The following is a 24,579-nucleotide window of genomic DNA, read 5'->3' as shown; positions in this document are numbered from 1 at the left end:
ATATGCTGAGATTTCCAAGACGATGAGAGTTAGGATCAAAACCTAGTCTGTCGCACACAAGTAACTATATGACATCCACATCGCGTGTTGTTCATAGTGGCCCCGATATATTGGGGGAAACTCCTGTTTTTGTTGGTACTCGTGTGCCGCTAAAAACCTTGCTTGATTATCTAGAAGCGGGTGACTCACTGGATAAGTTTTCAGATCACTTTTCTAGCGTCAGCCGTGAGCAAGCCATCCCCGCTCTAGAATTAGCAAAGGAAATGCTGCAACAACTCTATTCTTTTTGATGATGAAAACGAATTCCTAAAAAGATGTCATAAACAAACTCAAAAAAGTCCTTTTTCTGCAACAATCCTGAAGTTTGATAACATCCTTTTTCATCTAAGAGGGGCTTCATGACATAGTAAGCAGGCTGGTAATTGTACCAAGGAATAGATGGCCACAGATGATGAATTAAGTGGTAATTCTGTCCCATAATCAGGATATTGAGAACTTGGTTTGGGTAGACGCGAGCATTTTTCCAGCGATCGCGCTCTGCAAAGGGACGATGCGGTAAATAGTCGAAAAATAATCCCAGTGCTATCCCCACTACAAAAGCTGGTATAAACCAAAAATTGAGAATGTAACCCAAAAAGTGGTATTGCACTGATATATAAACAATTACACCGACAATTAAACGGCTGATGAACCATTCCAATAGCTCATATTTCCGCCACAGTCGCCGTTGAAAGAAAAACACCTCATGGTACAAAAACCGCACCGCAATCAGCCACAGTGGGCCACCCGTAGAGACATAATGATCTGGGTCGTCTTTGGGATGGTTGACATGGCCATGATGCTGTAAATGCACCCGCGTAAATACTGGAAAGGCAAAAGCTAGCATCAACGCACTGCCATGTCCTAACATCGCATTCATCACTCGGTTACGATGGGCTGATTGGTGACAAGCGTCGTGAATAACCGTCCCAGCACAATGCAACGCAATAGTGTTAACGCTAAAGCAGAGCCAGTGGGGCCATTCCCAAAGCCAGTAACCAAAGTTAGATAACACCAGCATTGCTACAGCTACCAAAAACAGCAATAGCGTGGGATTAAAATCACCAGGAGGCGCTAAAAATTCCTTTGGCGGGATTGTCAGTGGCTTTCGTGCCTCCGATGCGATCATTTCTAACATTGACTCCTTCTTAATCAAACATTACGAATATACGATAAATATTAGTGAAGAATAAAGTTTTGTAACCTTTTGTATAGCAATATTTATCCACAGCTTTGCATATCAGTAGATGAATAACGCTATGATTCCAGACAAGAACTAATCTTTACTGATAAGTGGGGTATGGCAATTGTCAAAAAGTTGATGGGATAAACTCTTTCGTTGGGAGGATGGATACAAGATTGATGTACTATATCTAGTCTATCCCACAGCCCTCACTCTCCCATAAAACCTCTCTAACTGCTTATATCTATTGGTATAGCAGTGACTGAAAAGGAGATGCAACTTAAGTTACGATGACTTCCCAGATAGCTCCCTCACTTCAGCCCCTATGCAATTAAGAGATTCTCTGCGCCGGACAAAAATTGTCGCTACTATTGGCCCCGCCACTAGCAGTCCTGAAATGCTCAAGGCGATTATTGAAGCGGGAGCCACGACGCTGCGGCTAAACTTCTCCCACGGAACTCATGCCGACCATCAGCGTAGTATTCGCTTAATTCGGCAAACCGCTTTTGAATTAAATCAGCCAGTGGCCATTCTCCAAGACTTGCAGGGCCCAAAAATTCGCTTGGGGAAGTTTGACAACGGGTCTATAGTTTTGGCAAAAGGCGATCGCTTCACCTTGACAAACCGTCCGGTGGTAGGCACGCAGGAAATTAGCTGCGTCACCTACGATTATTTAGCCGAAGAAGTACCTGTTGGTGCAAAAATCCTCCTTGATGATGGACGAGTAGAAATGGTCGTGGAGGAGATTAACCGAGACAAAGGTGATTTGCATTGTCGCATCACCGTGCCTGGTAAACTTTCTAACAACAAAGGCGTAAACTTCCCCGGCGTTTACCTCTCAATTAAGGCAATGACCGACAAAGACCGAGAGGATCTGATGTTTGGTCTAGATCAAGGTGTAGATTGGGTGGCACTTTCCTTTGTCCGCAATCCGCAGGACATGATTGAAATTAAAGAACTAATTTCTAGTACAGGCAAGCAAGTGCCGGTGGTTGCCAAAATTGAAAAACATGAAGCCATTGAACAAATGGAGGCGATTCTGGCTTTGTGTGATGGCGTGATGGTTGCCAGGGGCGATTTAGGCGTAGAATTGCCGGCAGAAGATGTTCCGGTACTCCAAAAGCGGCTAATTGCTACAGCAAATCGCTTAGGGATTCCCATCATCACCGCCACCCAGATGTTAGACAGCATGGTGAGCAATCCTCGTCCCACTCGCGCGGAAGTGTCGGATGTGGCAAACGCCATTTTAGACGGCACTGATGCGGTGATGCTCTCCAATGAAACTGCTGTGGGTAGCTTTCCTGTAGAAGCAGTGGCGACGATGGCGCGGATTGCCGAGCGGATGGAGCAGGAGGAAGCCCAACACTTAAACTTGCGTTCCGTGAGAGATGCTCGGCGCTCCATTCCTAATGCGATTAGTCAAGCTGTAGGTCAAATTGCCGAACAATTAGGTGCAGCGGCAATTATGACCTTAACGCAAACTGGGGCAACTGCTCGCAATGTCTCTAAGTTCCGTCCCAATACACCGATTTTGGCTGTTACCCCCCATGTGAATGTAGCGCGGCAGCTACAAATGGTGTGGGGAGTAAAACCGCTATTGGTGCTAGGATTACCTTCCACTGGTCAAACATTCCAAGCTGCGATTAATGTGGCTCAGGAGTTGAAGTTACTGTCGGAGGGAGATTTAGTAGTAATGACTGCTGGCACACTCCAGGGAATTTCCGGCTCCACAGATTTGATTAAGGTTGAGGTGGTGACGGCGGTACTAGGTCACGGAATTGGATTAGGACAAGGTTTAGTGAGTGGTCGCGCACGGGTAGCGAATACTGGCATGGATGTTAGTAACTTTAATCCTGGAGACATATTAGTTGCACCGCGCACTAGTGCCGATTTTGTTGAAGCTATTCGCAAATCTGCCGGGATTATTACGGAAGAGGAAAGTCTCACAAGTCATGCGGCGGTGATTGGCTTACGTCTCGGTGTGCCAGTGATTGTTGGCGTGAAGCAGGCAACACAGGTGATTCGCGATGGGGCGATTATAACGCTCGATCTGCAACGGGGTTTGATTTACTCTGGGGCAGTGAGAACGCCTTAGAAGTGGGGAATGGGGAAGAAGCAGGGGGGCAGGGGAGCAGGGGAGCCGGGGAGCAGGGGAGCAGGGGAGGCAGAGGAAGAATTAATAACCAATACCCCATGCCCAATGCCCAATGCCCAATGCCCCATCCCTTTATCAAACAGTTGCGATCGCAACCCCAAGCCATCCAGCAAAGTTTTTCTGCTGTGTGGAGTCAGGATGATCAACAGGTTTTAGCTGATATCGAGTGGGATGCGGTGATGCGAGGGTAATGGAATAAGTACGGAGTTCGTCTTGATGGAAAACTGTGACTTGGATGGTATCGTTTGCTTGGTAATCTTTCAGGCGATCGCTTAAACTACTCGCTGTTACCTTAATCCCGTCAATTGCTAACAACTCATCACCTGCATCAATTCCCCCTACTTGTGCAGGTGAATCAGTTTCCACAAACTTAATCATCTCCCGCCCATTCTCTGTATTTATTCTCACACCCAGGTAAGGTTCTTCCTGCTGTTCAGCTACCAAATGCAAGCCAAAGGGTTCTAGATACTGATTAAAAGGTAAATCATCAGTACTATCAATGTAGCGTTTAAAGAAATCAGTCAAATCGATTCCGGCGACAGATTCTATAACTTCCTGCAACTGTTCTGGAGTATAGCCAATTTCATCTTTCCCGAATTGCTGCCACATTTTCAGCATCACGTCATCGAGGGAGCGCTGATTGTCGTGAGTAGAACGAATCAGTAAATCCAGCAACAACGATACCATTTCTCCCTTTAAATAGTAAGAAATTTGAGAATTACCGCTATTGGCATCGGGGCGATAGAGTTTAATCCAGGCATCAAAACTCGACTCGGAAACGGGTTGTACCTTGCGCCCCGGTGTCGTTTCATATCTGGTAATTTCTTTGCTCAAGTTATTCAAATACGACTTAACATCATAAATTTCTGCCCGCAAAGGAATTAACAAGTCATAGTAACTAGTAGTACCTTCACAAAACCATAATGATGGTGTGTAGTTTTCCTGGTCATAATCAAAAACTTCTAATGCTTTTGGGCGAATTCGTTTGACATTCCACAAGTGAAAGAATTCGTGTGCAACTAATTGGATAAAGCGATCGTATTTTTCCTGAGCGCGAAACCCAAAACGCTGGTAAATTAACGAGCAAGAGTCTTTATGCTCCAAACCGCCAAAAGCTTGGCTAAATAAATGTAGCAGAAACACATATCGTTCATAAGGCAAACCGCCGAACATCTGCGCTTCTACCTGAATAATTTTTTGGATATCAGCAATCAACTGCTGAACTTGGTAATTACCTTTCCCCCAAATTGCCAGTTCATGGGGTTTTCCTAAGACCTCAAATTTATATAATTGATGGCTACCAATTTCAAAGGGAGTATCCACCAAAGTATCAAAATCGCTCGCCCAGAAAGTATTTGTTTCCTCACCTACGGGAGGTAGAGCAGTTGTTACCTGCCATTCTGGGTATGGTGGTACGATGGTAACGCGAATGGGTTGCTTATCCCAGCCCGGTAGTCTAAAAAATAATGCTGCACCATTGAAATAACCGTGGGTTGCATCCAAGTGATTTGTCCGTACCGATAGCTCATTGGCAAAAATTCGGTAACGTATAGTTAATTCTGAAACACCTGTTTTGTCTACCTGCCAGTGATTTTTACTGATTTTCCGCCAAGGTAAAGGCTTATCCTCTGCAAAAGCTACAAAATCCTGTAAATTCTTGGCATATTCTCGAACTAAGTAGGAACCGGGTGTCCATACCGGCAATTTTAAATCGAGAATCGGCGAGGGGTAATCGACAATGCGTAAAGTCACCTCAAACAGATGGGTTTCTGGTTGAGACATTGCTACTAAGTAATGAATCGTTGGGCCAGTTTCCTGGATATATGCGTTGGGACGAGTTGCTGTTGCTTCAGTCATCTTGGTGCTGAGTTAATAATCGATAGGTAATTTCTCTCATGATGACAAATTTGCATGTTAAGTTTCGCCTTTTATTGGCTGCGGTAGTCAAAACCTAGTTTATTTCTCACTTTGCAGGCGATCGCCTGCTGCCAAAGGGATCTTTGCAACTTCCAAAATATTTGTATTAATTTTCACACAGTTCAGTTAAGGCTAAGATTCTTTATCAAAGTCAAATTTTTAACGAACCGCAGAGGCGCAGAGAAAACAGAGAGAAGAGAAGAAATGCTTAACCCAAGCTTATTGGGCAGTCGTTTATTGAATTCGGGCGGTTGTTTATTGAATTTGGGCGATCGCTTAACTCACGCTGAATATGATAAGGATAAATGACTTGTACTTTTAGGCTACGCAAATAATCTTCTGTGGGTGGAGAATATTTAAAGAGCGATCGCTCGGTGTTGAACCGGAAGTTTAATATTTTTGGACTATGGGTTAAAAGCGGCTTGTCGTTAGACACTGCTTTGACTTTAACAGAGGTGATCGCGCCAATTTTAAATTTAGCGGGGATTGCACCACTTAATTCGGTAGTAAGCTAATCGGCATTTAAGTTGCATAAAACCAGAGATGAAGCCCTTACTACGAGCGAATCATTCTGGAAAAATGAATGACGATTAGCTTAGTCCAGTAAATAAGTGATCATATTTTTACTAAAGCAGCTTGTGTACTCTGGCTGCTTTGGTATTTATAGGTGTTAAGAGTACGATCATTTATGTTGATTACAACTGCTAATGCTAGAAGGTAGTACGATTAAGGTAAGTCATCCAGATAAACTATCAATTACTAGTAACTAGTTTTTCAGACTAAGGAGTATGTGCCATGACAAATATGAACCACCTTAACTCTCAATTATTTAAAGAAGAAACAAAAATAGATGATGATATGACAACAGAAGACGACGTAGAAGAAGATGATATTGCAATAGAAGAAGAAGAAGAGATAAGTGAACCATTTAATCCTACTAAAATTAGGGTTGAAACTAGACAGATTAGTATTGACTACTTAATGGTTAGAATTAAGAATAATGAAATTGAATTATCTCCTGAATTTCAACGAAAATTCGTTTGGAATAAAATTGCTCAAAGTAGGCTTATTGAGTCAATTTTACTTCGTATTCCTATACCAGCATTCTATATTGATGCAACTAATGAAGAAAAATGGTTAGTGATAGATGGTTTACAAAGGCTTACCACTTTAAAAGAGTTTGTGATAGATAAAAAACTTAAGTTAACTGGACTAGAATCATTTACTCTATTTAACGGCAAGATATATGACGAAATTCCACATAATTATCAACGTCGTATAGAAGAAACTCTTGTTACAGTTATTTTTCTTGAACCGGGTACAGATAGTGAATTTAAACAGGCTATTTTTGAGCGGATTAATACCAGTGCTTTATCTCTATCAACTCAGGAAATTCGTCATGCTTTAAATCAAGGCAAAGCAACGAAGTTATTAGGAGATTTAGCTGTAGCATCTGAATTTAAGAAAGCTATTGATACTGACAAAGGAATAAAATCAGATAGAATGGCTGATCGAGAGTGCATACTTAGAGTTTTAGTATTTATGATAAAAAATCAAGAATTATTTCAAAAAAATACAAGCTTTAAAAAAATATTAGATCAAGCTATGGCATATATAAATATCATGTCAGACGAAGAAATAAAAATAATAACTAATGATTTTATAAGTTTAATGAATTTGGCATTTGAGGTATTTGGTAAAGATGCTTTTCGGAAAATGAAAAAAGGAGCAAAACGTTATCCCATCAATAAGGCATTGTTTGAAGCCTGGTCAGTTAATTTATATAAACTTAATGCTCAAGAAATTGAGATTCTTAAAGAAAGAAAAGAAATTATAAAACAAAAAATAATAGATTTGACTAATGAGGGAAAATTTAATACTACTATCTACAGGAGTACGGGAACCCTTAAGACTGTATTACACAGATTGAATGAGATAGAACAAGTTATAAAATCAGTATTATCATGATACACTCACTACATATAAAGAATTTTAAACCCTTTGAAAATCAGTTACTAGAGTTTAGATCACTAACTCTATTATCTGGTCTTAATGGTATGGGTAAATCTTCAGTATTACAGTCATTACTTCTATTACGCCAGTCTTATCAACAGAGGCTTTTGCAAACAAAAGGTCTAGCTCTAAATGGTGATTTAGTGCGTATTGGTACGGCTAAAGATGCTTTATTTGAGGGAGCGATAAAACCAGAAATTATTAGTTTTGAACTCGTAGTAGATGATCAAGAAAGAAAAACATGGACATGGCGCTTTAGATATGATAATCAAGCAGATGTTCTCCGTAGCGATACTGCACCAATAACGAAAGAAATACATGAATTTAGTCTGTTTGGAGATTACTTTCACTATCTGCAAGCAGAACGGCTTGGCCCTCGTAATGTCTTTGAAATGTCAGAGGATTTAGTACATCAACATTTTCAAATTGGTACTAGAGGTGAATATACAGCACATTTCCTTACCGTTTTTGGTAAATCGAACATAAATACAGTTGGACTTAAGCAAATAGGTTCACAAACAGTTGCTAAAGCTTTTGAACGCCCCAAACAAGGTGAAGTAAGCAAATTAAGTCATCCAAAAGCAGAGTCGCTATCTTTGAAGGATCAAGTGGAGGCATGGATGGGAGAAATCAGCCCTGGTACAAGAATTCATGTCAACCCAATTCCAGGTGTTGATTTAATGAGTTTGCAATACTCATTTGAAATGGGAAAAGATGTAAGTAGCAGATACCGTAATACTAATGTTGGATTTGGAATTACTTACACCTTGCCAATTATTGTAGCTGTACTTGCATCCCCTCCGGGTACACTAATTATAATTGAAAATCCAGAGGCACATCTACATCCTAAAGGACAAGTCAAGATGGGTGAATTATTATCCCTTGCAGCTAGTTGTGGAATTCAAATAGTAATAGAAACTCATAGTGATCATGTTTTAAATGGTATTCGTCTTGCTGTTCATGGAGGCAAAATTAAGCCGTATGATGTTCAGCTACATTATTTTCAGCGACAAGAAAAAGAAGGACAAACTGTTACAGAAGTAGTATCTCCACATATTGATCGCAATGGAAGAATTGATAAATGGCCTGATGGTTTCTTCGATGAATGGGAAAAAAGTTTAGATGTTTTACTTGAGCCTGCGGGAGAGTAAAAGGTGGATTTTGACTTAATATTAAATGAGTTATCTTTGCGAAATCCGGCTCCGAATGAACAAGTAGCACAGCAAAGAATGTCTGAGCTAATTAAGACCATAAAGGCAGTCAAAGCTCAAGGGGTAAAGGTAAGCCTCCGCACTAAAGAAGATTTCCATACAATAATACTTGCACCTAACTATCCTCTTCGTCACTGGCTTAATGACGCGGATCAAGTTGAACGACTTTTTATCAAAACTCTTGCAACTAAAGCACCTTTCTCAACTAATATAGCAAATTCCGAAATCCAAGAGATTGAAAACAATGTTAGCTTGTCTGAATTTCGTCATCAAGGAGAAATAGCTATTGGGCTTGGTATTGCTTATGTACTTAATACAATCACAATTAATACGATTGCAATCAGCTTACTCTCTCAGGAATGCTGGGATTGTAACCATGTAAAACTTGAATTTCGATGTTTGGATGAGTATGGAGAGATAATCAGCGAAATTGTAGAAATTATCCATGCTAGCCGTAGCAGCCATGTACAAGAACACATTAGTCTGATTCAACAACACCAAGAGCGCATTTATCAAAATGTTAGCGATGGGTTAGAAGTTTGGAATCGCAGAGAGGAATTATTTCCTAACCTAGAATTCTGCGATGTTGTTAGAAAGCAGTTAGAAGATATCCGTACTGGACAGTTGGAATTACAGCCTGTTGTAAGCATATTATTTGAGCTTCACAAATGCTGTAAAGACTGGAATAATGGCTATTTCAATCTCGACGGGTATCCTGTTGAAGAATCGGGGGAAAGTAAACCAACGCTTGATAAATATTTTAAAGAAAGAACTTTTCGTTGTCCTGATGGTAAAGATCGCTTATTTGAACGACACGTTAAATTGAGGTTCTGTAACTGGCGAATCTATTTTTTAGCAGAACAACCAGGAATAGTGATTATTGGCTATATTGGTCGCCATCTTCCTACAGTAAAGTATAGAACTTAATAGAAATATTGCGATCGCTCCATCTCCTCTTCCATTGCTAAACTAAAAAACAACCCTTACTTCTGCAAAGGTAGTCTTATGACCTCTGCAACCGATCCATCCACCGCCCTCACACCGTTCCCAGACCATACGCAGCTTCCTGAGTCTGATGGTACATTCGTGAAAAACTTTCAGGAACATCCCCAAAGCATTCTCCTAACGGACTCTATTAAGCCGATATTGCAAAAACGTCATCCTGATGGACAGTACTGTATTGGTCAAGATAGCGGTATCTACTGGCGGATAACTGACCCCCCAGAAAAAGGCGCAGAAGCACCAGACTGGTTCTATGTAGGGAATGTACCCCCTACTCTGGATGGACAAACGCGCAGGTCTTATGTATTATGGCGAGAGTTTATTGCCCCATTGATTGCATTGGAATTTGTCTCTGGGGATGGTAGTGAGGAGCGAGATAAAACTCCTTGGAAGGGGAAATTTTGGATTTATGAGCAGGTGATTCGTCCTCCTTTCTACGGCATTTATGAAGTGAATAAAGCCAGCGTAGAAGTTTATGAATTAATTGGTGGACAATATCAGTTATTAACAGCAAATGAACGCGGACATTATCCCATACATCCTTTAGGAGTTGAGTTAGGGATTTGGCAGGGACAATATTACAATATGGAATTACCTTGGCTACGTTGGTGGGATTTGCAAGGTAATTTGTTATTGACTGGTGAAGAAAGAGCCGATCGCTTAACTGCTCAATTGCGATCGCTCGGCGTAGAACCAGAAGCCTAATGTGACAAGAGTTCCTGATAGATTCCAATCACTTAAACAAGTTTGTCGGAGCTTTACTGTTTAACATTTTCTGCTGGCCCCACATTGGCGATTTCATAGCCAGTGGGATAGCTGGGGATAGGAGAGTCAATATAAAAATTAGGCTGATTCCGAGGCGGAAATAACCGGATTAATTTGGCTCGGATTTTTAGTAGACTTACCATAGCCGATCGCAGCAATGGCGAAGGATAGGGAAAACCAAAGGCATCGAGCATTGGCTCATCCAGTAAAGCATAGATACCTGGTTTGATCGAAGAACGCATCCACGAAGGAAACCAACTCAAAAATAAATCGCGTGTAGCTTCCCCAACCCGACGATTTGTATCTGAATAACGAAAGTTTTGGCGTTCGTAGTCAAGGTTATAGCGCTCGAATTCTTCGTAGGTTTCAGGGATATTCTGAATCTGCATTTGCTTACCTACTTCTCGCCAGAAGTAAAAAGACGCTAATTTTTCTTGTTCGCACATCAGCCGCCAACCAAAATGCACATTCCAGCGGATAGGCTCAAAAACGAAGGTTGAAAGTACATACAGGAAATCACCGTTGTCAATCTTGAAGCGTCCGTGGAGTGCATTCATGCGTTGCAGGGCTTCTTTGCCGCGATCGCTATCATAGCCCCACTTAATCATCTCTCCAACAATTATTGACGTATCATCGTAGCGTTTTTGCGGACAATGGGTAAATTCTCCTGTCTGATTTAGCAATTTAGAAATACTAGGAACGCAATAAGTTCGCATCAAAGCAACTTCGAGCGATCGCGTCATATCCCAGGGAAACTCATAGCCATTCATTAAGTGATAAATCCGGCAATGATCTTGCACTGGATCAAGTTGCTGAATTAGGTGAAGATTTTTATAGCGATTGAGAAGCATCTAAAATTTCTCTGTATTCAATTCAGTTATTTATTGACATCTAGCAACCGCGAAGTTTCTAAACGACTCATCCACTTCTCTAAATAAACTCGATTACCTTTTTCCTCATTTGGATCTTTAGTATCCAAAGGATAAGGCATCAGTCCCAAAATCGTTGCTGTTGTCACGCAAAACATCGATTTTTGGAAACTCATACAAATTTGTACCCGCAAATCATCTTCACCCCGAAGACTGCGACGATAAATTTCGTGCAAATACTCTGGAAGATAATGACGCATATCTTGCATCAACAAGGTGGGAGGAATACCCGCGCCGCCGATGGGTAAAGGATCGGCATATAATGCGCCATATTGAAATCGCGTTTGATCTGGGGGGATTTGATAACCTTGGGCGTTGTATGAAACTGTACCGTGGAAAGGAGTTCCCCGGAAGAATACCGCCTCTACATAAGGTATTGCTGTATCTGCTAAGAAGGTCAAACCAACGCTTTTAGGAATGATTTCATAGACTTCACTCCGTATTTTGACGGCGTAGGTAATTGGGTTTGATGCATTTGCCACCAACCCTGCTTTGATATGTTCTACAACTTCGGAAATCGATTTTATTTTGCCTTGGTCGTAAAGGTCTGATAAGCTGAGGAAAATATCAGCCATGACTCGCCAAAATTGACCTAAACCTGTGTAGTAAGCAGAGACACGCAATTGTTCTGTTAAGAAATCTGGAAACAGTTGGTTAACACCCAAAATTAAGGGATTATTTTTAAATTTTGCGGCAATAACGGCTTGCGCTCTTTCTTTAAATTCTGTTGTATCTAAATATGTATCTAGTCCGCCGCCACCATGCCACATCATGGCTTTCATACAATATTCGGCATACTCAAAATTAATTCGATTATGCCACCAGTGCCGGAGTAATTTCTCAACAGAAACCTCTCCATTAAAGTATTTAAAAAAGGGGAAAAATATTAAAAACTGATACTCGGCAATATAGTTAAGATTTTTTGAGTAGGCATCTAAAACTACACCATAGCTTTTAAGAATACCAACTACTTCTAATACATTTTCTGGACTATTTGGGAGTAATGCTTCTCCTTTTTGCAGCCGTTCAATATACTCAGCTAAGGGATTGTGAGCCGCTTTCTTTTTAATAGTTACCATTGCTATCTCTCCAAAAAGTATAGGGATTGGGGCATTGGGAATTGGAAATTGGGCATTGGGAAGAGGACTTGGGGACAAGGAGAATTAGGGACAAGGGGAAAGACTTGTTTCAAGTTCTCACCTCTTGTCCCCTTGTCCCCTTGTCCCCATTCCTTATTCCCCATTCCCCATTGCTTTCTCCAAGGACACTGCTACTACTACATTTTGGCTATTCACCATTGCTGTAATTGTTGGTTCAGTCCAGCGTGCTAACCAAGCGGGTTGAATGCCGAAAATCACAATCAGCACAGCTAAAATTGCAGCTGGGGCGCGATCGCTCCAATACACACGTGGTAAGTTAGTAACTTGTGCAGACAAGCGGCCAAAAAAGGCGCGGTCGAGGAGTATAAGGAAGTAAACCGCAGTTAAGCCAGTACCAAGCATTGATAGTAAAGTTTGCACTGGAAAAACTGCGAAACTGCCCCGAAAAATGATGAATTCGGAAATAAACCCTACCATTCCTGGTATCCCAGCACTGGCCATAACTCCCAAAACCATTAAGCTACCAATTACAGGCATACCCCGTTCTGGGTTCAGCAATCCTTGGATAACATCTAAATCTCGGCTTCCGGCTTTTTTATACACAACTCCTACCAGCAAAAACAGCATGGCAGAAATTAAGCCGTGGCTAATCATCTGCATTACAGCACCTAACACGCTTAATGGTGTAGCCGCCGCCGTCGCCAACAGCACATAGCCCATGTGTCCAATGGAACTGTATGCTACCATTTTTTTCATATCGGTTTGAGCGATCGCGCAGGATGCACCATACAATACACTCACCACTGCCCAAGTCGCTAACCAAGGAGCTAAATAAGCCCAAGCTTCTGGTAACAAGTTCATACCAAACCGCAGTAAGCCGTAAGTTCCCAACTTCAACAATACCCCAGCCAATAGCACCGAAATTGGTGTGGAAGCTTCAACGTGAGCATCTGGTAACCAAGTATGAAAGGGAACTAAGGGAATTTTAATCCCGAAACCGATCAAAATCCCCGCTAGCAGTAAAAGCTGTGTGGCTAAGGGTAAAGTCGTAGCGTTTAAGGTTGCTAGTGCAAAGCTAGAGGAACCACTCAGCCAAACCATGCCGAGGAAACTTGCCAAAATCAAGATTCCTGAAACGGCGGTATAAATAAGAAATTTTGTAGCCGCATAACCCCGCTTTGCCCCACCCCAAATAGCTATCAACAGATATAGCGGAATTAGTTCTAATTCGTAAAACAGGAAAAATAATAGTAAATCCTGTGCCAGAAATGCTCCAGTCACCCCAGCGCTCAATAATAGTATCAAAGAGTAATAAAATTTCGGGCGCTGTAGAGATTCATCGCTACTGTAGATGGCAATAGAAGTTAACAGTCCATTCAAACCCAGCAGTGGCAAAGATAAACCATCAATTCCCAGGTTATAGTTTAAGCCTAAGACATCTATCCAAGGTACAGACTCAGCAAACTGTTGAGTGATTTCCCCTGGATGGAACTGAATTGCTAGTACGATTGTCCACAAGAAAGCGATAATGGCAAAGACCAAAGCCACCCCACGGGCAAATTTCCCATTGATACCAGAGGGCGAGAAACCAATTAAAGCTGCACCGATTAACGGCACTAGAATTAAAACACTAAGCATAAGCAGATATGGAATTGGGAATGGGGAATTGGGAATGGGGAATTGGGAATGGGAAAAAACTCTTACCCAATCACAAATGACAAATGACCAATGACAATATCTTTAAAAAGGCAATTTATCTAGTAAACCAGATGACCAACCAATGAAGAAAACCAGGACGCTGACAACTGCGAGGATGGTCAACATATAGCCCTGAGATTGCCCAGAAATGCTGTACTTTAAAGTTTGTCCGCCAAAAATTGTCGCAAACCCAACTAAGTTTACTAGACCATCGACTAAATAGCGATCGCTCCAAGCAGAAATTCTAGATAGCAGTGCGACTGCACTCACTACCGTTACGCGATAAACTCGGTCAATATAAAAATCATAACCTAATAAGTCTTGCACAAATCTCCACGCCAAAAATCTCGATCTTGACCAAGCTTTGTGCAGATAAACTGTAGAACCTATAACTACTCCCAGCACAGTAGAAGCAAATAACGCTAATGCTACATACCAATTAATACTTTCCCAATCTGGTAGTAAGTACCATTGCTGTAACATCAAGGGTAAAAGCAGAGTTAAGATTGTGAGAGTCACCATCGGGAAGGCCATTTGCCAACCAACTTCTGGCGTGCGTCGAGTCTTTTGTTGCGGTTTTCCCCAGAAGACTAATCTGAATACTCTAGTTAAGTTCAATGCTGTCAAGCCATTGACTAATAATAAAACCCCAATCACCCAAGGGCTAATATTCACGAAACCGTCCGCCCATCCTAGCATTGCCCAAAAGCTTCCCAATGGTAGAAGCGTTACCATACCTGCCGAACCGACAATAAAAGCGGTGGTGGTGGCTGGCATCCGTGACCAAAGTCCGCCCATTTCGGTTAAGTCTTGGCTTTGGGTAGTTAAGATAACTGAACCAGAACTCATAAATAATAATGCTTTAGCGATCGCATGAGTTAACAGCAACATCAGTGCTACACCACCTTGCTGTAACCCCACCGCTAAAAACACTAACCCCATGTATGCACTGGTGGAATGAGATAGCGATCGCTTAATGTCAATTTGAGCTATAGATACTAATGTCGCCCCAATTGCTGTCACCGTACCCATGATTACCAAAGCATTCAAGGCAATTGGCGACAGTGCTAACAATGGTTGAAATTTATACAGTAAATAAGCGCCACCGGCGACTACCAGTGAGTTTCGCATTACCGAAGCAGGATTGGGCCCTTCCATCGCCTCATCTAACCACAGGTGCAATGGAAATTGGGCACATTTTCCAGCCGGCCCAGCAATTAACGCCAACCCCAGCAATGTTGATGTCACTGGGCTTAAATTAGCTGTTTGCGCCCACTCATATAAATCCGAAAAGTTCAAACTACCGGCTAAGTTGGAAAGTGTCACCACAGCCATCAGCAGCAACAAGTCTCCTACCCGTTTAGTCCAAAACGCATCTCGCGCCGCCGTCACTACTAGCGGTTGAGCATACCAGAATCCCACTAGCAAGTAAGTCGAAAGTGTCAGAACTTCTAAAAGGGCATAGCTGAGAAACAAAGAATCGCTGATTGCTAGACCACTCAACGCTGCTTCAAAAAATCCTAGCAGCGCAAAAAAACGTGCTAGCGACCAGTCCTTTTCCATGTAACCCAGAGCGTAAACTTGTGCCAGTAAGCTTAAACCTGTAATTAAAACTGTTGCCCCAATACTGACTGGTGAGAGTTCCAAGCTAAAAGATAAGTCTAAATCAGCAGCTTTAAACCACGGCACCAGTAAATTTTCTGGTTCTCTATCCCAGATATTTTTAAATACAAATAGACTATGGACAAAAGCCACAACAGTTGTCAACAAGTTGATGTATGCCGCAGGTCTTGGCCCTGTTCGCTGAATTATTCCTATTCCCCAGGGCAACGTCAAAATTGCGCCTAATAAGCTATATAAAGGCACAAACCAACTTGTTGAAAATAGAAATTGATCCATTTAAATTTACCTTTATGACTCAGCCTTTATTTTAAAAAATCTTTCAGACAATTATTTATTTAAAAAACTAAATTTAGTAAAATATCAACATTTTTTTACTATTGTTTAAACTAAATTATCCAAAGTATTTTTACTTTCCTTTGCCCTACTAAACTTTGATAAAATATAACTTTACATACGCAAAAGCATTTACTTGCCTTAACCTCACCTCTGTTTTTACAATAGTATTTCTACTTTGAGCAGAGTAATTTATACGATATATTTGAAAAGATTATATACTTTTCACCTAGTCGTTGTACATCCAGCAAAATTCGAGGAAAGATAGATACAGTAAAAGATACAGCCGCCGCTCTTCCCTCACCAGATAGAATTAGCCTTGGTTATGAATATCGTTTTGTAAATGTGATAAAGAAATTATAAAGCATAAGTGGCTGCTCAAGTAATTCAGTAAACTTTAATTGCTCAAAAGCCTAGATAAATATTTGTTAAGTTTTTTAAAACTTTCTTATCATAAACTATTATAGTAATTTATATTGCCAGGAACGCCAAGCTTTCCTATGCTTAAATTGGAAGTGTTTTCTTAGCTATAAGATCAGGCTCTCCCCGTCAAAAAATTCAAACGACAGTACAGATTGCATTAATTTTGTAGGAGTTCTGCGATGCCAATTGCAGTTGGAATGATTGAAACGAAAGGCTTTCCAGCAGTTGTGGAAGCTGCTGATGCGATGGTGAAAGCCGCCCGTGTCACCTTAGTAGGGTATGAAAAAATTGGTAGCGCTCGCGTCACCGTGATAGTTCGGGGAGATGTATCGGAAGTGCAAGCTTCTGTAGCTGCTGGGGTTGAAGCGGCGAAAAGAGTCTTTGGTGGTGAAGTGTTGTCCACTCACATCATTGCTCGTCCTCATGAGAACCTGGAATACGTCTTGCCGATTCGTTACACAGAAGCTGTAGAACAGTTCCGTACCTAAAAGCTGTTTAAAAAAAGTAATTAACGCTCTTTGCTTTTTTGAGCATCACTTTTGTCCAAAGCTAAAAACTTTAAATAGGGATTAAAACTAATGTCAATTGCAGTGGGAATGGTTGAAACTCTGGGCTTTCCAGCAGTTGTGGAAGCTGCTGATGCGATGGTGAAAGCTGCTCGTGTGACTCTAGTCGGCTATGAAAAAATCGGCAGTGGTCGAGTTACCGTAATTGTTCGGGGAGATGTATCGGAAGTACAAGCTTCCGTAGCCGCAGGTGTTGAATCAGTGAAGCGAGTCAACGGTGGACAAGTGCTGTCTACTCACATCATTGCTCGTCCTCACGAAAACTTGGAATACGTCCTACCAATTCGTTATACAGAAGACGTAGAACAATTCCGGGAAAATGTGAACGCAATTCGTCCTTTCGGTAGAAGACCGTAATTTTTAATGCAAGTCGCTAAAGTTCGCGGCACAGTAGTTAGCACCCAAAAAGATCCAAGTCTTAGAGGTGTGAAACTACTGTTGTTACAATTTGTAGATGAAGACGGAAACATCCTCCCACAATATGAGGTAGCAGCAGATAGTGTGGGAGCAGGTGTAGATGAGTGGGTACTTGTCAGTCGTGGTAGTGTTGCTCGTCAAGTTATTGGCAACGAACAGCGACCACTAGATGCAGTGGTAGTGGCGATCATAGATACAATTTATGTTGAAGATCGCATGATTTACAGCAAAAAAGATCAATATCGATAGTCATTTAGTCATTGGTCATTGGTCATTGGTCATTAGTGAATAACAAAGGACAAATGACAACGGACAGATGACAAATGACAATATAGGAGGAATCTCGCAATGGCAGTCCGCAGCACGGCAGCACCCCCAACTCCGTGGTCAAGGAATTTAGCTGAACCCAAAATCCATCAAACTGCTTTTGTACATTCATTCTCCAATCTGATTGGGGATGTAAGAATAGGTGCAAATGTAATCGTTGCTCCGGGGACTACGATTAGAGCGGATGAAGGCACACCTTTTTATCTTGGTGAAAACACTAATATTCAAGATGGTGTGGTCATTCATGGGTTAGAGCAAGGTCGAGTAATTGGCGATGACCAAGAGAAATACTCGGTATGGGTAGGTAAAAATGCTTGCATTACCCACATGGCTCTAATTCACGGGCCAGCTTATGTAGGCGATAATTCCTTCATTGGCTTTCGCTCTACAGTGTTTAATGCCAGAGTAGGTGCAGGTTGCATCGTGATGATGCACGCTTTGATTCAAGACGTAGAAATTCCCCCAGGTAAATATGTACCTTCGGGAGCGGTAATTACTAGCCAGCAGCAAGCTGACCGCTTGCCAGATGTGCAAGAGCAGGATAAGGAATTTGCTCATCATGTGGTTGGGATTAATCAGGCGCTACGAGCTGGTTATCTTTGTGCTGCGGATAGCAAATGTATAGCACCCATTCGGGATGAGAACGCTAAATCTTATACAGGTAATGGTATTACTGTTTTAGAGTTGGAAAGGAGTAGTGAAGTGGCGAGCAATAGCTTGGGTGCAGAAACAATAGAGCAGTTGCGCTATCTATTGGAACAAGGGTATAAGATTGGTACAGAACACGTAGACCAGAGACGGTTCCGCACGGGTTCTTGGACTAGTTGCCAACCAATTGAACCGAGATCCATTGGTGAAGCGATCGCAGCATTAGAAAGCTGTGTAAGTGACCATAGCGGCGAATATGTCCGCCTGTTTGGTATTGACAAAGATAGACGGCGTGTGTTAGAGAGCATCATCCAACGCCCGGATGGTGATTTTAAACCAGCTACCAATTTTAAGGCTCCGGCTAGTAGTCATAGCAATGGCAGCTACAGCAGTAATGGTAATGGTAACGGTAACGGCTCTAGCAGTGGCAAAGTCAATGGCGAAACTGTAGAGCAAATCCGCCAACTTTTGGCAGGTGGTTACAAAATTGGCATGGAACACGTAGACGAGCGCCGTTTCCGTACTGGTTCCTGGACTAGCTGCAAGCCAATTGAAGCAACTTCCATAAATCAAGTAATTTCCGGCTTGGAAGAATGTATACAAAGCCATCAAGGCGAGTATGTGCGTTTAATCGGCATTGATACCAAAGCCAAACGGCGGGTATTAGAAACGATTATCCAACGTCCAAATGGTCAAGTAGCCTCCTCTGGTAGTCAAAAATCATCATTTACTAGCAGTGGAAGTGCTACGGCAACAGCTACCAGCAACCATTTGAGTACTGAAGTAGTAGACCAACTCCGGCAATTATTGGCTGGTGGGTATAAGATTAGCCTTGAACACGTAGACGAACGACGGTTCCGTACAGGTTCCTGGACGAGTACCGGTCAAATTCAAGCCTCCTCAGAAAGAGAAGCGATCGCAGCTATAGAAGGACACCTTGGCGAATACCAAGGTGAATATGTACGCTTAATTGGTATTGATGCCAAAGCCAAGCGTCGGGTATTAGAAACAATTATCCAACGTCCTAATGGTCAAGTAGCCTCCTCTGGCAGTCAGAAATCATTTACTAGCAGTGCGCCTTCTGCTACAGCAACAGCAACAGCTACCAGTACCCGCTTGAGTGCTGAAGTTGTAGGCCAACTCCGACAATTATTGGCTGGCGGCTCTAAAATTAGCCTTGAACACGTAGACCAACGGCGGTTCCGTACAGGTTCCTGGACGAGTACTGGTCAAATTCAAGCCTCCTCAGAAAGAGAAGCGATCGCAGCCGTAGAAGGACACCTTGGCGAATACCAAGGGGAATATGTACGCTTAATTGGTATTGACCCCAAAGCCAAGCGTCGGGTATTAGAAACGATTATCCAAAGACCATAGTAGGTAGTAGGTAGTGGGGAATTGGGAATTGGGAATTGGGTATGGGCAAGAGGACAAGGGGACAAGGAGAATTAAAGACTTGTTTCAAGTTCTCACCTCTGTCCCCTTGTCTCCCCTGCCTCCCTTGCCCCCTGCCCCCCCGCTCCCCTGCCTCCCCTACTCCTCATCCCCACTCCGGCTTCCGAGGTTAAAATTTCCATGTCTGTGCTGTCACTGCGCCTCAGCAATAATTTTGATTCTTACATTAGTGGTGAGGTGACTATTCATCCAAGCGCAGTACTTGCACCTGGGGTAATCCTCCAAGCGGCTGAAAACAGCAAGATCATCATTGGCCCAGGGGTCTGTATTGGCATGGGAGCAATTCTCCAAGTCCATGAAGGAACCCTAGAGGTAGAAGTAGGGGCAAACTTGGGAGCCGGTTTTTTGATGGTTGGCAAGGGCAAAATTGGAGCAAATGCTTGCATTGGTTCAGCAACAACAGTTTTTAACTATTCAGTTGAACCTGGACAAGTAGTTCCACCTGGATCGATTTTAGGAGACACCAGTCGGCAAATTGCTCAAACAAAGCAGCCGGAACCATCCACGAATAACCCTACAGCTACAAGTGCGCCACCGCAGAAGGAAGAAGAAAATGGCTCAGGTGAAGTTAAGGAAAAGGTAGTTTCCTCAACTAACTTCTCAGCCGCCGCTTTTGTGGATTTCAAACAAAATAAGTCGATTTCTTACTTTAAATCTCCCGCCACTCCTGAAAGCCAGCCTCCTCCCGTAGAGGAACCAGCCAAGGATATTGAACCCCCCTTGCAAGAACCCGCCCAAGAGCCTATAAAACCTGACTCAGACCCCAATCAGCTAACTACAGAATCCCCTAACGGTTTCGGGAATCAGATTTATGGACAAGGGAGCATAAGCAGACTGTTGACTACATTGTTTCCTCATAGACAATCCTTAAGCAACCCAAACTCTGACGATTAGTCTGAGTAAGTGTTAATTGTAAGTTGTCGGCTTTGTGATTATCTGGGAAAGTTCAAATGGAAACATCTAATCAACGGTCTATGAAAGCCATCGAAGGAACGAGTCATCGAGACACCTTCCAAGATACTGCTTTAGGTTTAGTTTCTACCCGCAGCTTTCCCGCAATAGTTGGGACGGCGGATATGATGCTGAAATCAGCAGGAGTTCACCTAGTTGGGTATGAAAAAATAGGTGGCGGATATTGTACTGCGATCGTCCGGGGTGGAATTGCTGACGTGCGTCTGGCTGTAGAATCGGGTGTGCAAACAGCTGAACAGTTTGGTCAGTTAGTTTCTAGCTTAGTGATTCCTCGACCTTATCCCAACCTAGATATAGTACTTCCCATCACAACCCGTTTTACTAAATTGATGGAGGAGGGTAATTCTAGCCGTCTGAGTAATCAAGCAATTGGTTTGGTAGAAACGCGAGGATTTCCAGCGATGGTAGGCGCGTGTGATGCCATGCTCAAAGCTGCTGATGTTCATTTAGCAGCCTACGAAAAAATTGGTGGGGGTTTGTGTACAGCCATTATTCGTGGTTCCGTAGCAAATGTGGCGGTAGCAGTGGAAGCGGGAATGTTTGAAGCAGAACGCATTGGAGAATTAAATGCAGTGATGGTAATTCCCCGACCACTAGACGAAATGGAACAAACCTTACCATTAGCAAGTTGCTGGATAGAAACACAGCAGCCTTTAAACTTGCCAGTGAACATTAAAGAACAAGTTGCCGAAATAGAAGTGCTAAGATTACCAGATTTAACTAAGCTACCTACAAAAATTGCAGAAGTTGTAGAAGAATTATGGAATGATGAATGATGATAGATGAATTTGGGAAAATCATCATTCATCGGGAAGTGGAAGGGATCTTACGCTTTTCTTGTTGTTTTGATCATAGCTTCTTCAATCTATAAATAAAATACCTTTATTTTAATAGAAGTAATAGAGTTTTATCTATAATAAAACTCGTAAATTTCTATTGGTATTGCTATACCATTTGCAACTGTTCAGTTAATACTAGTTTTATATCGATGAATAACTATATAGAGGAGAACCACCTTTGAAACAAGCGACGCTGCACCAGTTAAAGGTATTCGAGGCTGCGGCACGGCACAGTAGCTTTACGCGGGCTGCTGAGGAATTGTTTCTCACCCAACCTACCGTTTCTATGCAGATTAAGCAACTCACAAAATCGGTAGGGTTGCCATTATTTGAGCAAGTAGGAAAGCGGTTGTATCTCACCGAGGCAGGAAGAGAATTATTTGCCACTTGTCGGCAGATTTTTGAAAATATAGCCCAATATGAAATGAAGGTGGCAGATTTAAAAGGGCTAAAACAGGGACAATTACGCTTGGCAGTGATTACAACAGCAAAATATTTTATCCCACGTTTGTTAGGGCCGTTTTGCGAACTTTATCCAGGGATTGATATCTCTCTGCAAGTAACAAATCACGAACAAATTTTGGAACGAATGAGCCAGAACCTCGACGACTTATATATTATGAGTCAAGTTCCAGACAATATGGATGTGACTTGTGAGGCATTTTTAGAAAATCCTTTGATAGTCTTTGCACCACTTAATCATCCGTTATCCAAAGAAAAAAACATTCCGATCCAACGCCTATCTAACGAACCTTTTATTATGCGAGAACCAGGTTCAGGAACTCGTCGTGCCGTCCAAAGCCTATTTGAAGAACAAGGGGTGACAGTAAAAGTCAAACTTGAATTGGGAAGTAACGAAGCAATTAAACAAGCGATCGCAGGTGGTTTAGGAATTTCGGTTTTATCTCGTCATACTTTACTATTAGACGCTTCAGATTTTAGCATTTTAGATGTCCAACACTTTCCCATTCAGCGACATTGGTACATGGTTTACCCCGCAGGCAAGCAGCTATCTATCGTCGCTCGTGCCTATTATGACTATCTCCTGGCTGCGGCAAGGAATTTTGTAGATAAAAACACTGATACTACTTCTAGTACCCTTGAACCAACTCACGGTTAATTCATAATTACGTTGGCGCAGCTTTAGCGAGTCCGCGAGCGTCATTACGAATTACGAATTACCCAAAGGGGTTGACTCTTAGACCGGCAACCATTGACAATTAACCAGCAGAATCAATTAAAAATGGGGGAAAACTGGCAATGGTTAACCCGGAAATACCATCTTGGCGCAAAACAGTACAAAGCGAGATTGTAGCTGTTACAGTTTATGCTGACAGAGCATTGGTTACACGGCGGGGTGTAGTTAATTTAATAGGAATTGAACAGGAATTAGTAATTACCTCAGTGCCAGAGACTCTAGAAACTGAGTCTATCAGGGTTAGCGGTACAGGGACAGTGGCAGTGCGTTTGATGGGAGTGAGTAGCGATCGCATCTACACCACTGAACCAGTGGCAGAGCGAGTTGCCCATTTAACAAGGCAAATTGAGCAGTTAGAAGCAGAAAAACGCCACCTCCAAGCCCAAGTAGATGCTTTAGTATTACAGTCTAGTTTTATCGCCGGGTTACGTGAAAAAACAGAAGAACCCTTTGCACAAAGTTTGTCTCGGAAAAATCTTAGCCTGAGCGAAACTTTGGATTTTTTGAACTTTCTCGGAAGCCAGTATAGTGAATATGCGATCGCATCTGGAGAGTGCAAAACCCAACAGCAGGAATTAGACAAAGAACTGCAAGCACTCCGCGCCTCATTGCAAAAAATTCAAACGCCCCATCCCAAAGAGAGTTTGAGCATAGTTGTAGGAGTTGAAGTTGCAGGTGAAGGCGAATTTGAATTAGAGGTGTCTTACATAGTAAATCGCGCCAGTTGGACTCCGCTTTATGACTTGCGCTTTAGCACTACCAGCGATATTGTGCATCTGGGCTATCTTGCAGAAATTACTCAAAGTAGTGGCGAAGATTGGATTGGTGCAAATCTCACCCTTTCTACCGCTAAACCGGGATTAGGTACACTCCCGCCTAAACTTGAACCCTGGTATATTGATGCGCCACGTCCACAAATGTTACGACAACGACGATTTGCTGCCCAGCCGCCACTGCTGCCTAGCATAGCAGAACCGCCTGCTTCTGCTGCTAGAGCAGATTGGCAAGAAGAAGACGAAGGTGCAGATGATGTTCTTATCCAAGCAGAAAGTGTGACAGCAGAAGTATCCAAAGAAGGTAGTGTAGTTACCTTTAAATTGAATGGTGGCGGTAACATTCCCAGTGATGGCGTACCCCATAAAACGACAATTTTTAATGACGATTATCCTTGTAACTTTGATTATGTAGCAATGCCGCGTTTGGTAAGTTTTGCTTATCTGCAAGCAAATGTGAAAAATAATCCTAATGGTGCGACTTTGTTACCAGGGAAAGCGAATATTTTCCGCAACAATGTTTTTATTGGGACAACTAAGTTAGAGAATATTGCACCAGGACAAGAATTCAAACTGAATTTAGGGATTGATGAAGGTTTGAAAATTGAGCGCGAATTAGTTGAACGTCTGGTAGATAAAAGATTGATTAGCAACCAGCGCCGGATTACTTATAGTTATCGGTTGATAATTACTAACTTACTCGACAAAGAAGTAAATCTGAAAGTAACTGAACAGTTACCAGTTAGTCGCAACGAGCAAATTAAAGTGCGCCTTAGCCGTAGTAACCCACAAATTCAACTTGGTGAAATGGGTATTTTAGAATGGCAGTTAACTCTTCCAGCACAGGAAAAAAGAGATATATATTACCAGTTCAACGTTGAACATCCGCCTGAGCTAATGGTTGTTGGGTTAGATATTTAGAATTGAGATAAGCGTTGAGCAGAATGCAATAACTCTGGTTTGGGAACTCAGGAGTCAGAATATTCTGACTCCTGA

Annotated in this window: 21 protein-coding genes; 14 read left to right on the top strand and 7 right to left on the bottom strand. The window is 42.2% G+C overall.

What is annotated here, in order from left to right; genetic code table 11:
• The first annotated feature begins 68 nt into the window (after window positions 1-68).
• Entirely contained in the window at window positions 69-290 is a 222-nt protein-coding gene (locus tag GJB62_RS18820; protein WP_114082852.1) for a DUF433 domain-containing protein, read from the top strand.
• Here GJB62_RS18820 and crtR read toward each other — a convergent pair.
• The gene (gene crtR / locus GJB62_RS18815) at window positions 278-1,168 is read right to left on the bottom strand and encodes a beta-carotene hydroxylase (RefSeq protein WP_114082996.1); all 891 of its coding nucleotides are present in this window, start codon (window positions 1,166-1,168) and stop codon (window positions 278-280) included. The genes GJB62_RS18820 and crtR overlap by 13 nt on opposite strands.
• Before the next feature lie 379 nt (window positions 1,169-1,547).
• On the opposite strand from crtR, the gene pyk reads away from it, so the two are divergent.
• Window positions 1,548-3,317: a pyruvate kinase gene (pyk, locus tag GJB62_RS18810; protein WP_114082851.1), complete on the top strand. Its 1,770-nt coding sequence runs from the start codon at window positions 1,548-1,550 to the stop codon at window positions 3,315-3,317.
• Between the two features lie 135 nt (window positions 3,318-3,452).
• Here pyk and GJB62_RS18805 read toward each other — a convergent pair whose 3' ends face one another.
• Both GJB62_RS18805 and GJB62_RS18800 read right to left on the bottom strand, forming a co-directional pair.
• Window positions 3,453-5,234 carry a M61 family metallopeptidase gene (locus GJB62_RS18805; RefSeq protein ID WP_114082850.1) on the bottom strand — a complete coding sequence of 594 codons (1,782 nt, stop codon included), beginning with the start codon at window positions 5,232-5,234 and terminating at the stop codon, window positions 3,453-3,455.
• 268 nt (window positions 5,235-5,502) lie between these two features.
• Complete coding sequence (locus tag GJB62_RS18800; protein ID WP_147262525.1) at window positions 5,503-5,730, bottom strand: hypothetical protein; 228 nt, start codon at window positions 5,728-5,730, stop codon at window positions 5,503-5,505.
• 359 nt (window positions 5,731-6,089) lie between these two features.
• Here GJB62_RS18800 and GJB62_RS18795 point away from each other — a divergent pair, with 359 nt between their 5' ends.
• The 4 genes from GJB62_RS18795 to GJB62_RS18780 all read left to right on the top strand — a co-directional run bounded on the left by GJB62_RS18795 (window position 6,090) and on the right by GJB62_RS18780 (window position 10,225).
• Window positions 6,090-7,262, top strand: coding sequence for a DUF262 domain-containing protein (locus GJB62_RS18795; RefSeq protein ID WP_114082849.1), 1,173 nt, complete (start codon window positions 6,090-6,092; stop codon window positions 7,260-7,262).
• Window positions 7,259-8,458, top strand: a complete 1,200-nt coding sequence (locus tag GJB62_RS18790) for a DUF3696 domain-containing protein (protein WP_114082848.1) — start codon at window positions 7,259-7,261, stop codon at window positions 8,456-8,458. Before GJB62_RS18795 ends, GJB62_RS18790 begins: the two co-directional genes overlap by 4 nt.
• Window positions 8,459-8,461: 3 nt before the next feature.
• On the top strand, window positions 8,462-9,445 hold the full coding sequence (locus GJB62_RS18785; RefSeq protein ID WP_114082847.1) for a hypothetical protein: 984 nt from the start codon (window positions 8,462-8,464) through the stop codon (window positions 9,443-9,445).
• A gap of 78 nt (window positions 9,446-9,523) precedes the next feature.
• Window positions 9,524-10,225 carry a Uma2 family endonuclease gene (locus GJB62_RS18780; RefSeq protein ID WP_114082846.1) on the top strand — a complete coding sequence of 234 codons (702 nt, stop codon included), beginning with the start codon at window positions 9,524-9,526 and terminating at the stop codon, window positions 10,223-10,225.
• 53 nt (window positions 10,226-10,278) lie between these two features.
• On the opposite strand, the gene GJB62_RS18775 is transcribed toward GJB62_RS18780, so the two are convergent.
• The 4 genes from GJB62_RS18775 to GJB62_RS18760 all read right to left on the bottom strand — a co-directional run bounded on the left by GJB62_RS18775 (window position 10,279) and on the right by GJB62_RS18760 (window position 15,911).
• On the bottom strand, window positions 10,279-11,136 hold the full coding sequence (locus GJB62_RS18775; protein ID WP_114082845.1) for an oxygenase MpaB family protein: 858 nt from the start codon (window positions 11,134-11,136) through the stop codon (window positions 10,279-10,281).
• 26 nt (window positions 11,137-11,162) lie between these two features.
• The gene (locus GJB62_RS18770; protein WP_114082844.1) at window positions 11,163-12,293 is read right to left on the bottom strand and encodes a CO2 hydration protein; all 1,131 of its coding nucleotides are present in this window, start codon (window positions 12,291-12,293) and stop codon (window positions 11,163-11,165) included.
• Between the two features lie 153 nt (window positions 12,294-12,446).
• Window positions 12,447-13,952: an NADH-quinone oxidoreductase subunit M gene (locus tag GJB62_RS18765; protein ID WP_114082843.1), complete on the bottom strand. Its 1,506-nt coding sequence runs from the start codon at window positions 13,950-13,952 to the stop codon at window positions 12,447-12,449.
• A gap of 102 nt (window positions 13,953-14,054) precedes the next feature.
• A complete protein-coding gene (locus GJB62_RS18760) occupies window positions 14,055-15,911 on the bottom strand; it encodes an NAD(P)H-quinone oxidoreductase subunit F (RefSeq protein ID WP_114082842.1) in 1,857 nt (618 codons plus the stop codon).
• Between the two features lie 659 nt (window positions 15,912-16,570).
• Here GJB62_RS18760 and GJB62_RS18755 point away from each other — a divergent pair.
• The 8 genes from GJB62_RS18755 to GJB62_RS18720 all read left to right on the top strand — a co-directional run bounded on the left by GJB62_RS18755 (window position 16,571) and on the right by GJB62_RS18720 (window position 24,504).
• Complete coding sequence (locus GJB62_RS18755; RefSeq protein WP_012410633.1) at window positions 16,571-16,879, top strand: carbon dioxide-concentrating mechanism protein CcmK; 309 nt, start codon at window positions 16,571-16,573, stop codon at window positions 16,877-16,879.
• 90 nt (window positions 16,880-16,969) lie between these two features.
• Window positions 16,970-17,314 carry a BMC domain-containing protein gene (locus GJB62_RS18750; RefSeq protein ID WP_010995041.1) on the top strand — a complete coding sequence of 115 codons (345 nt, stop codon included), beginning with the start codon at window positions 16,970-16,972 and terminating at the stop codon, window positions 17,312-17,314.
• 6 nt (window positions 17,315-17,320) lie between these two features.
• Window positions 17,321-17,623 carry a EutN/CcmL family microcompartment protein gene (locus GJB62_RS18745; RefSeq protein ID WP_012410634.1) on the top strand — a complete coding sequence of 101 codons (303 nt, stop codon included), beginning with the start codon at window positions 17,321-17,323 and terminating at the stop codon, window positions 17,621-17,623.
• A 99-nt stretch (window positions 17,624-17,722) separates the two neighbouring features.
• Complete coding sequence (locus GJB62_RS18740) at window positions 17,723-19,723, top strand: ribulose bisphosphate carboxylase small subunit (RefSeq protein ID WP_114082841.1); 2,001 nt, start codon at window positions 17,723-17,725, stop codon at window positions 19,721-19,723.
• Between the two features lie 198 nt (window positions 19,724-19,921).
• Window positions 19,922-20,695 (top strand): transferase, encoded by a 774-nt coding sequence (locus GJB62_RS18735; protein WP_114082840.1) that lies wholly within the window; start codon window positions 19,922-19,924, stop codon window positions 20,693-20,695.
• Window positions 20,696-20,751: 56 nt separating this feature from the next.
• A complete protein-coding gene (locus tag GJB62_RS18730) occupies window positions 20,752-21,549 on the top strand; it encodes a BMC domain-containing protein (protein ID WP_114082839.1) in 798 nt (265 codons plus the stop codon).
• Window positions 21,550-21,790: 241 nt separating this feature from the next.
• Window positions 21,791-22,732, top strand: a complete 942-nt coding sequence (locus GJB62_RS18725; protein WP_114082838.1) for a LysR family transcriptional regulator — start codon at window positions 21,791-21,793, stop codon at window positions 22,730-22,732.
• Between the two features lie 140 nt (window positions 22,733-22,872).
• Window positions 22,873-24,504: a mucoidy inhibitor MuiA family protein gene (locus tag GJB62_RS18720; protein ID WP_114082837.1), complete on the top strand. Its 1,632-nt coding sequence runs from the start codon at window positions 22,873-22,875 to the stop codon at window positions 24,502-24,504.
• The last annotated feature ends 75 nt before the right edge of the window (window positions 24,505-24,579 follow it).

Origin of the sequence: Nostoc sp. ATCC 53789, assembly GCF_009873495.1 — a bacterium.
GTDB classification, from domain to species: Bacteria; Cyanobacteriota; Cyanobacteriia; order Cyanobacteriales; family Nostocaceae; genus Nostoc; species Nostoc muscorum_A.
This window is presented reverse-complemented; position numbering and strand designations above follow the sequence as displayed.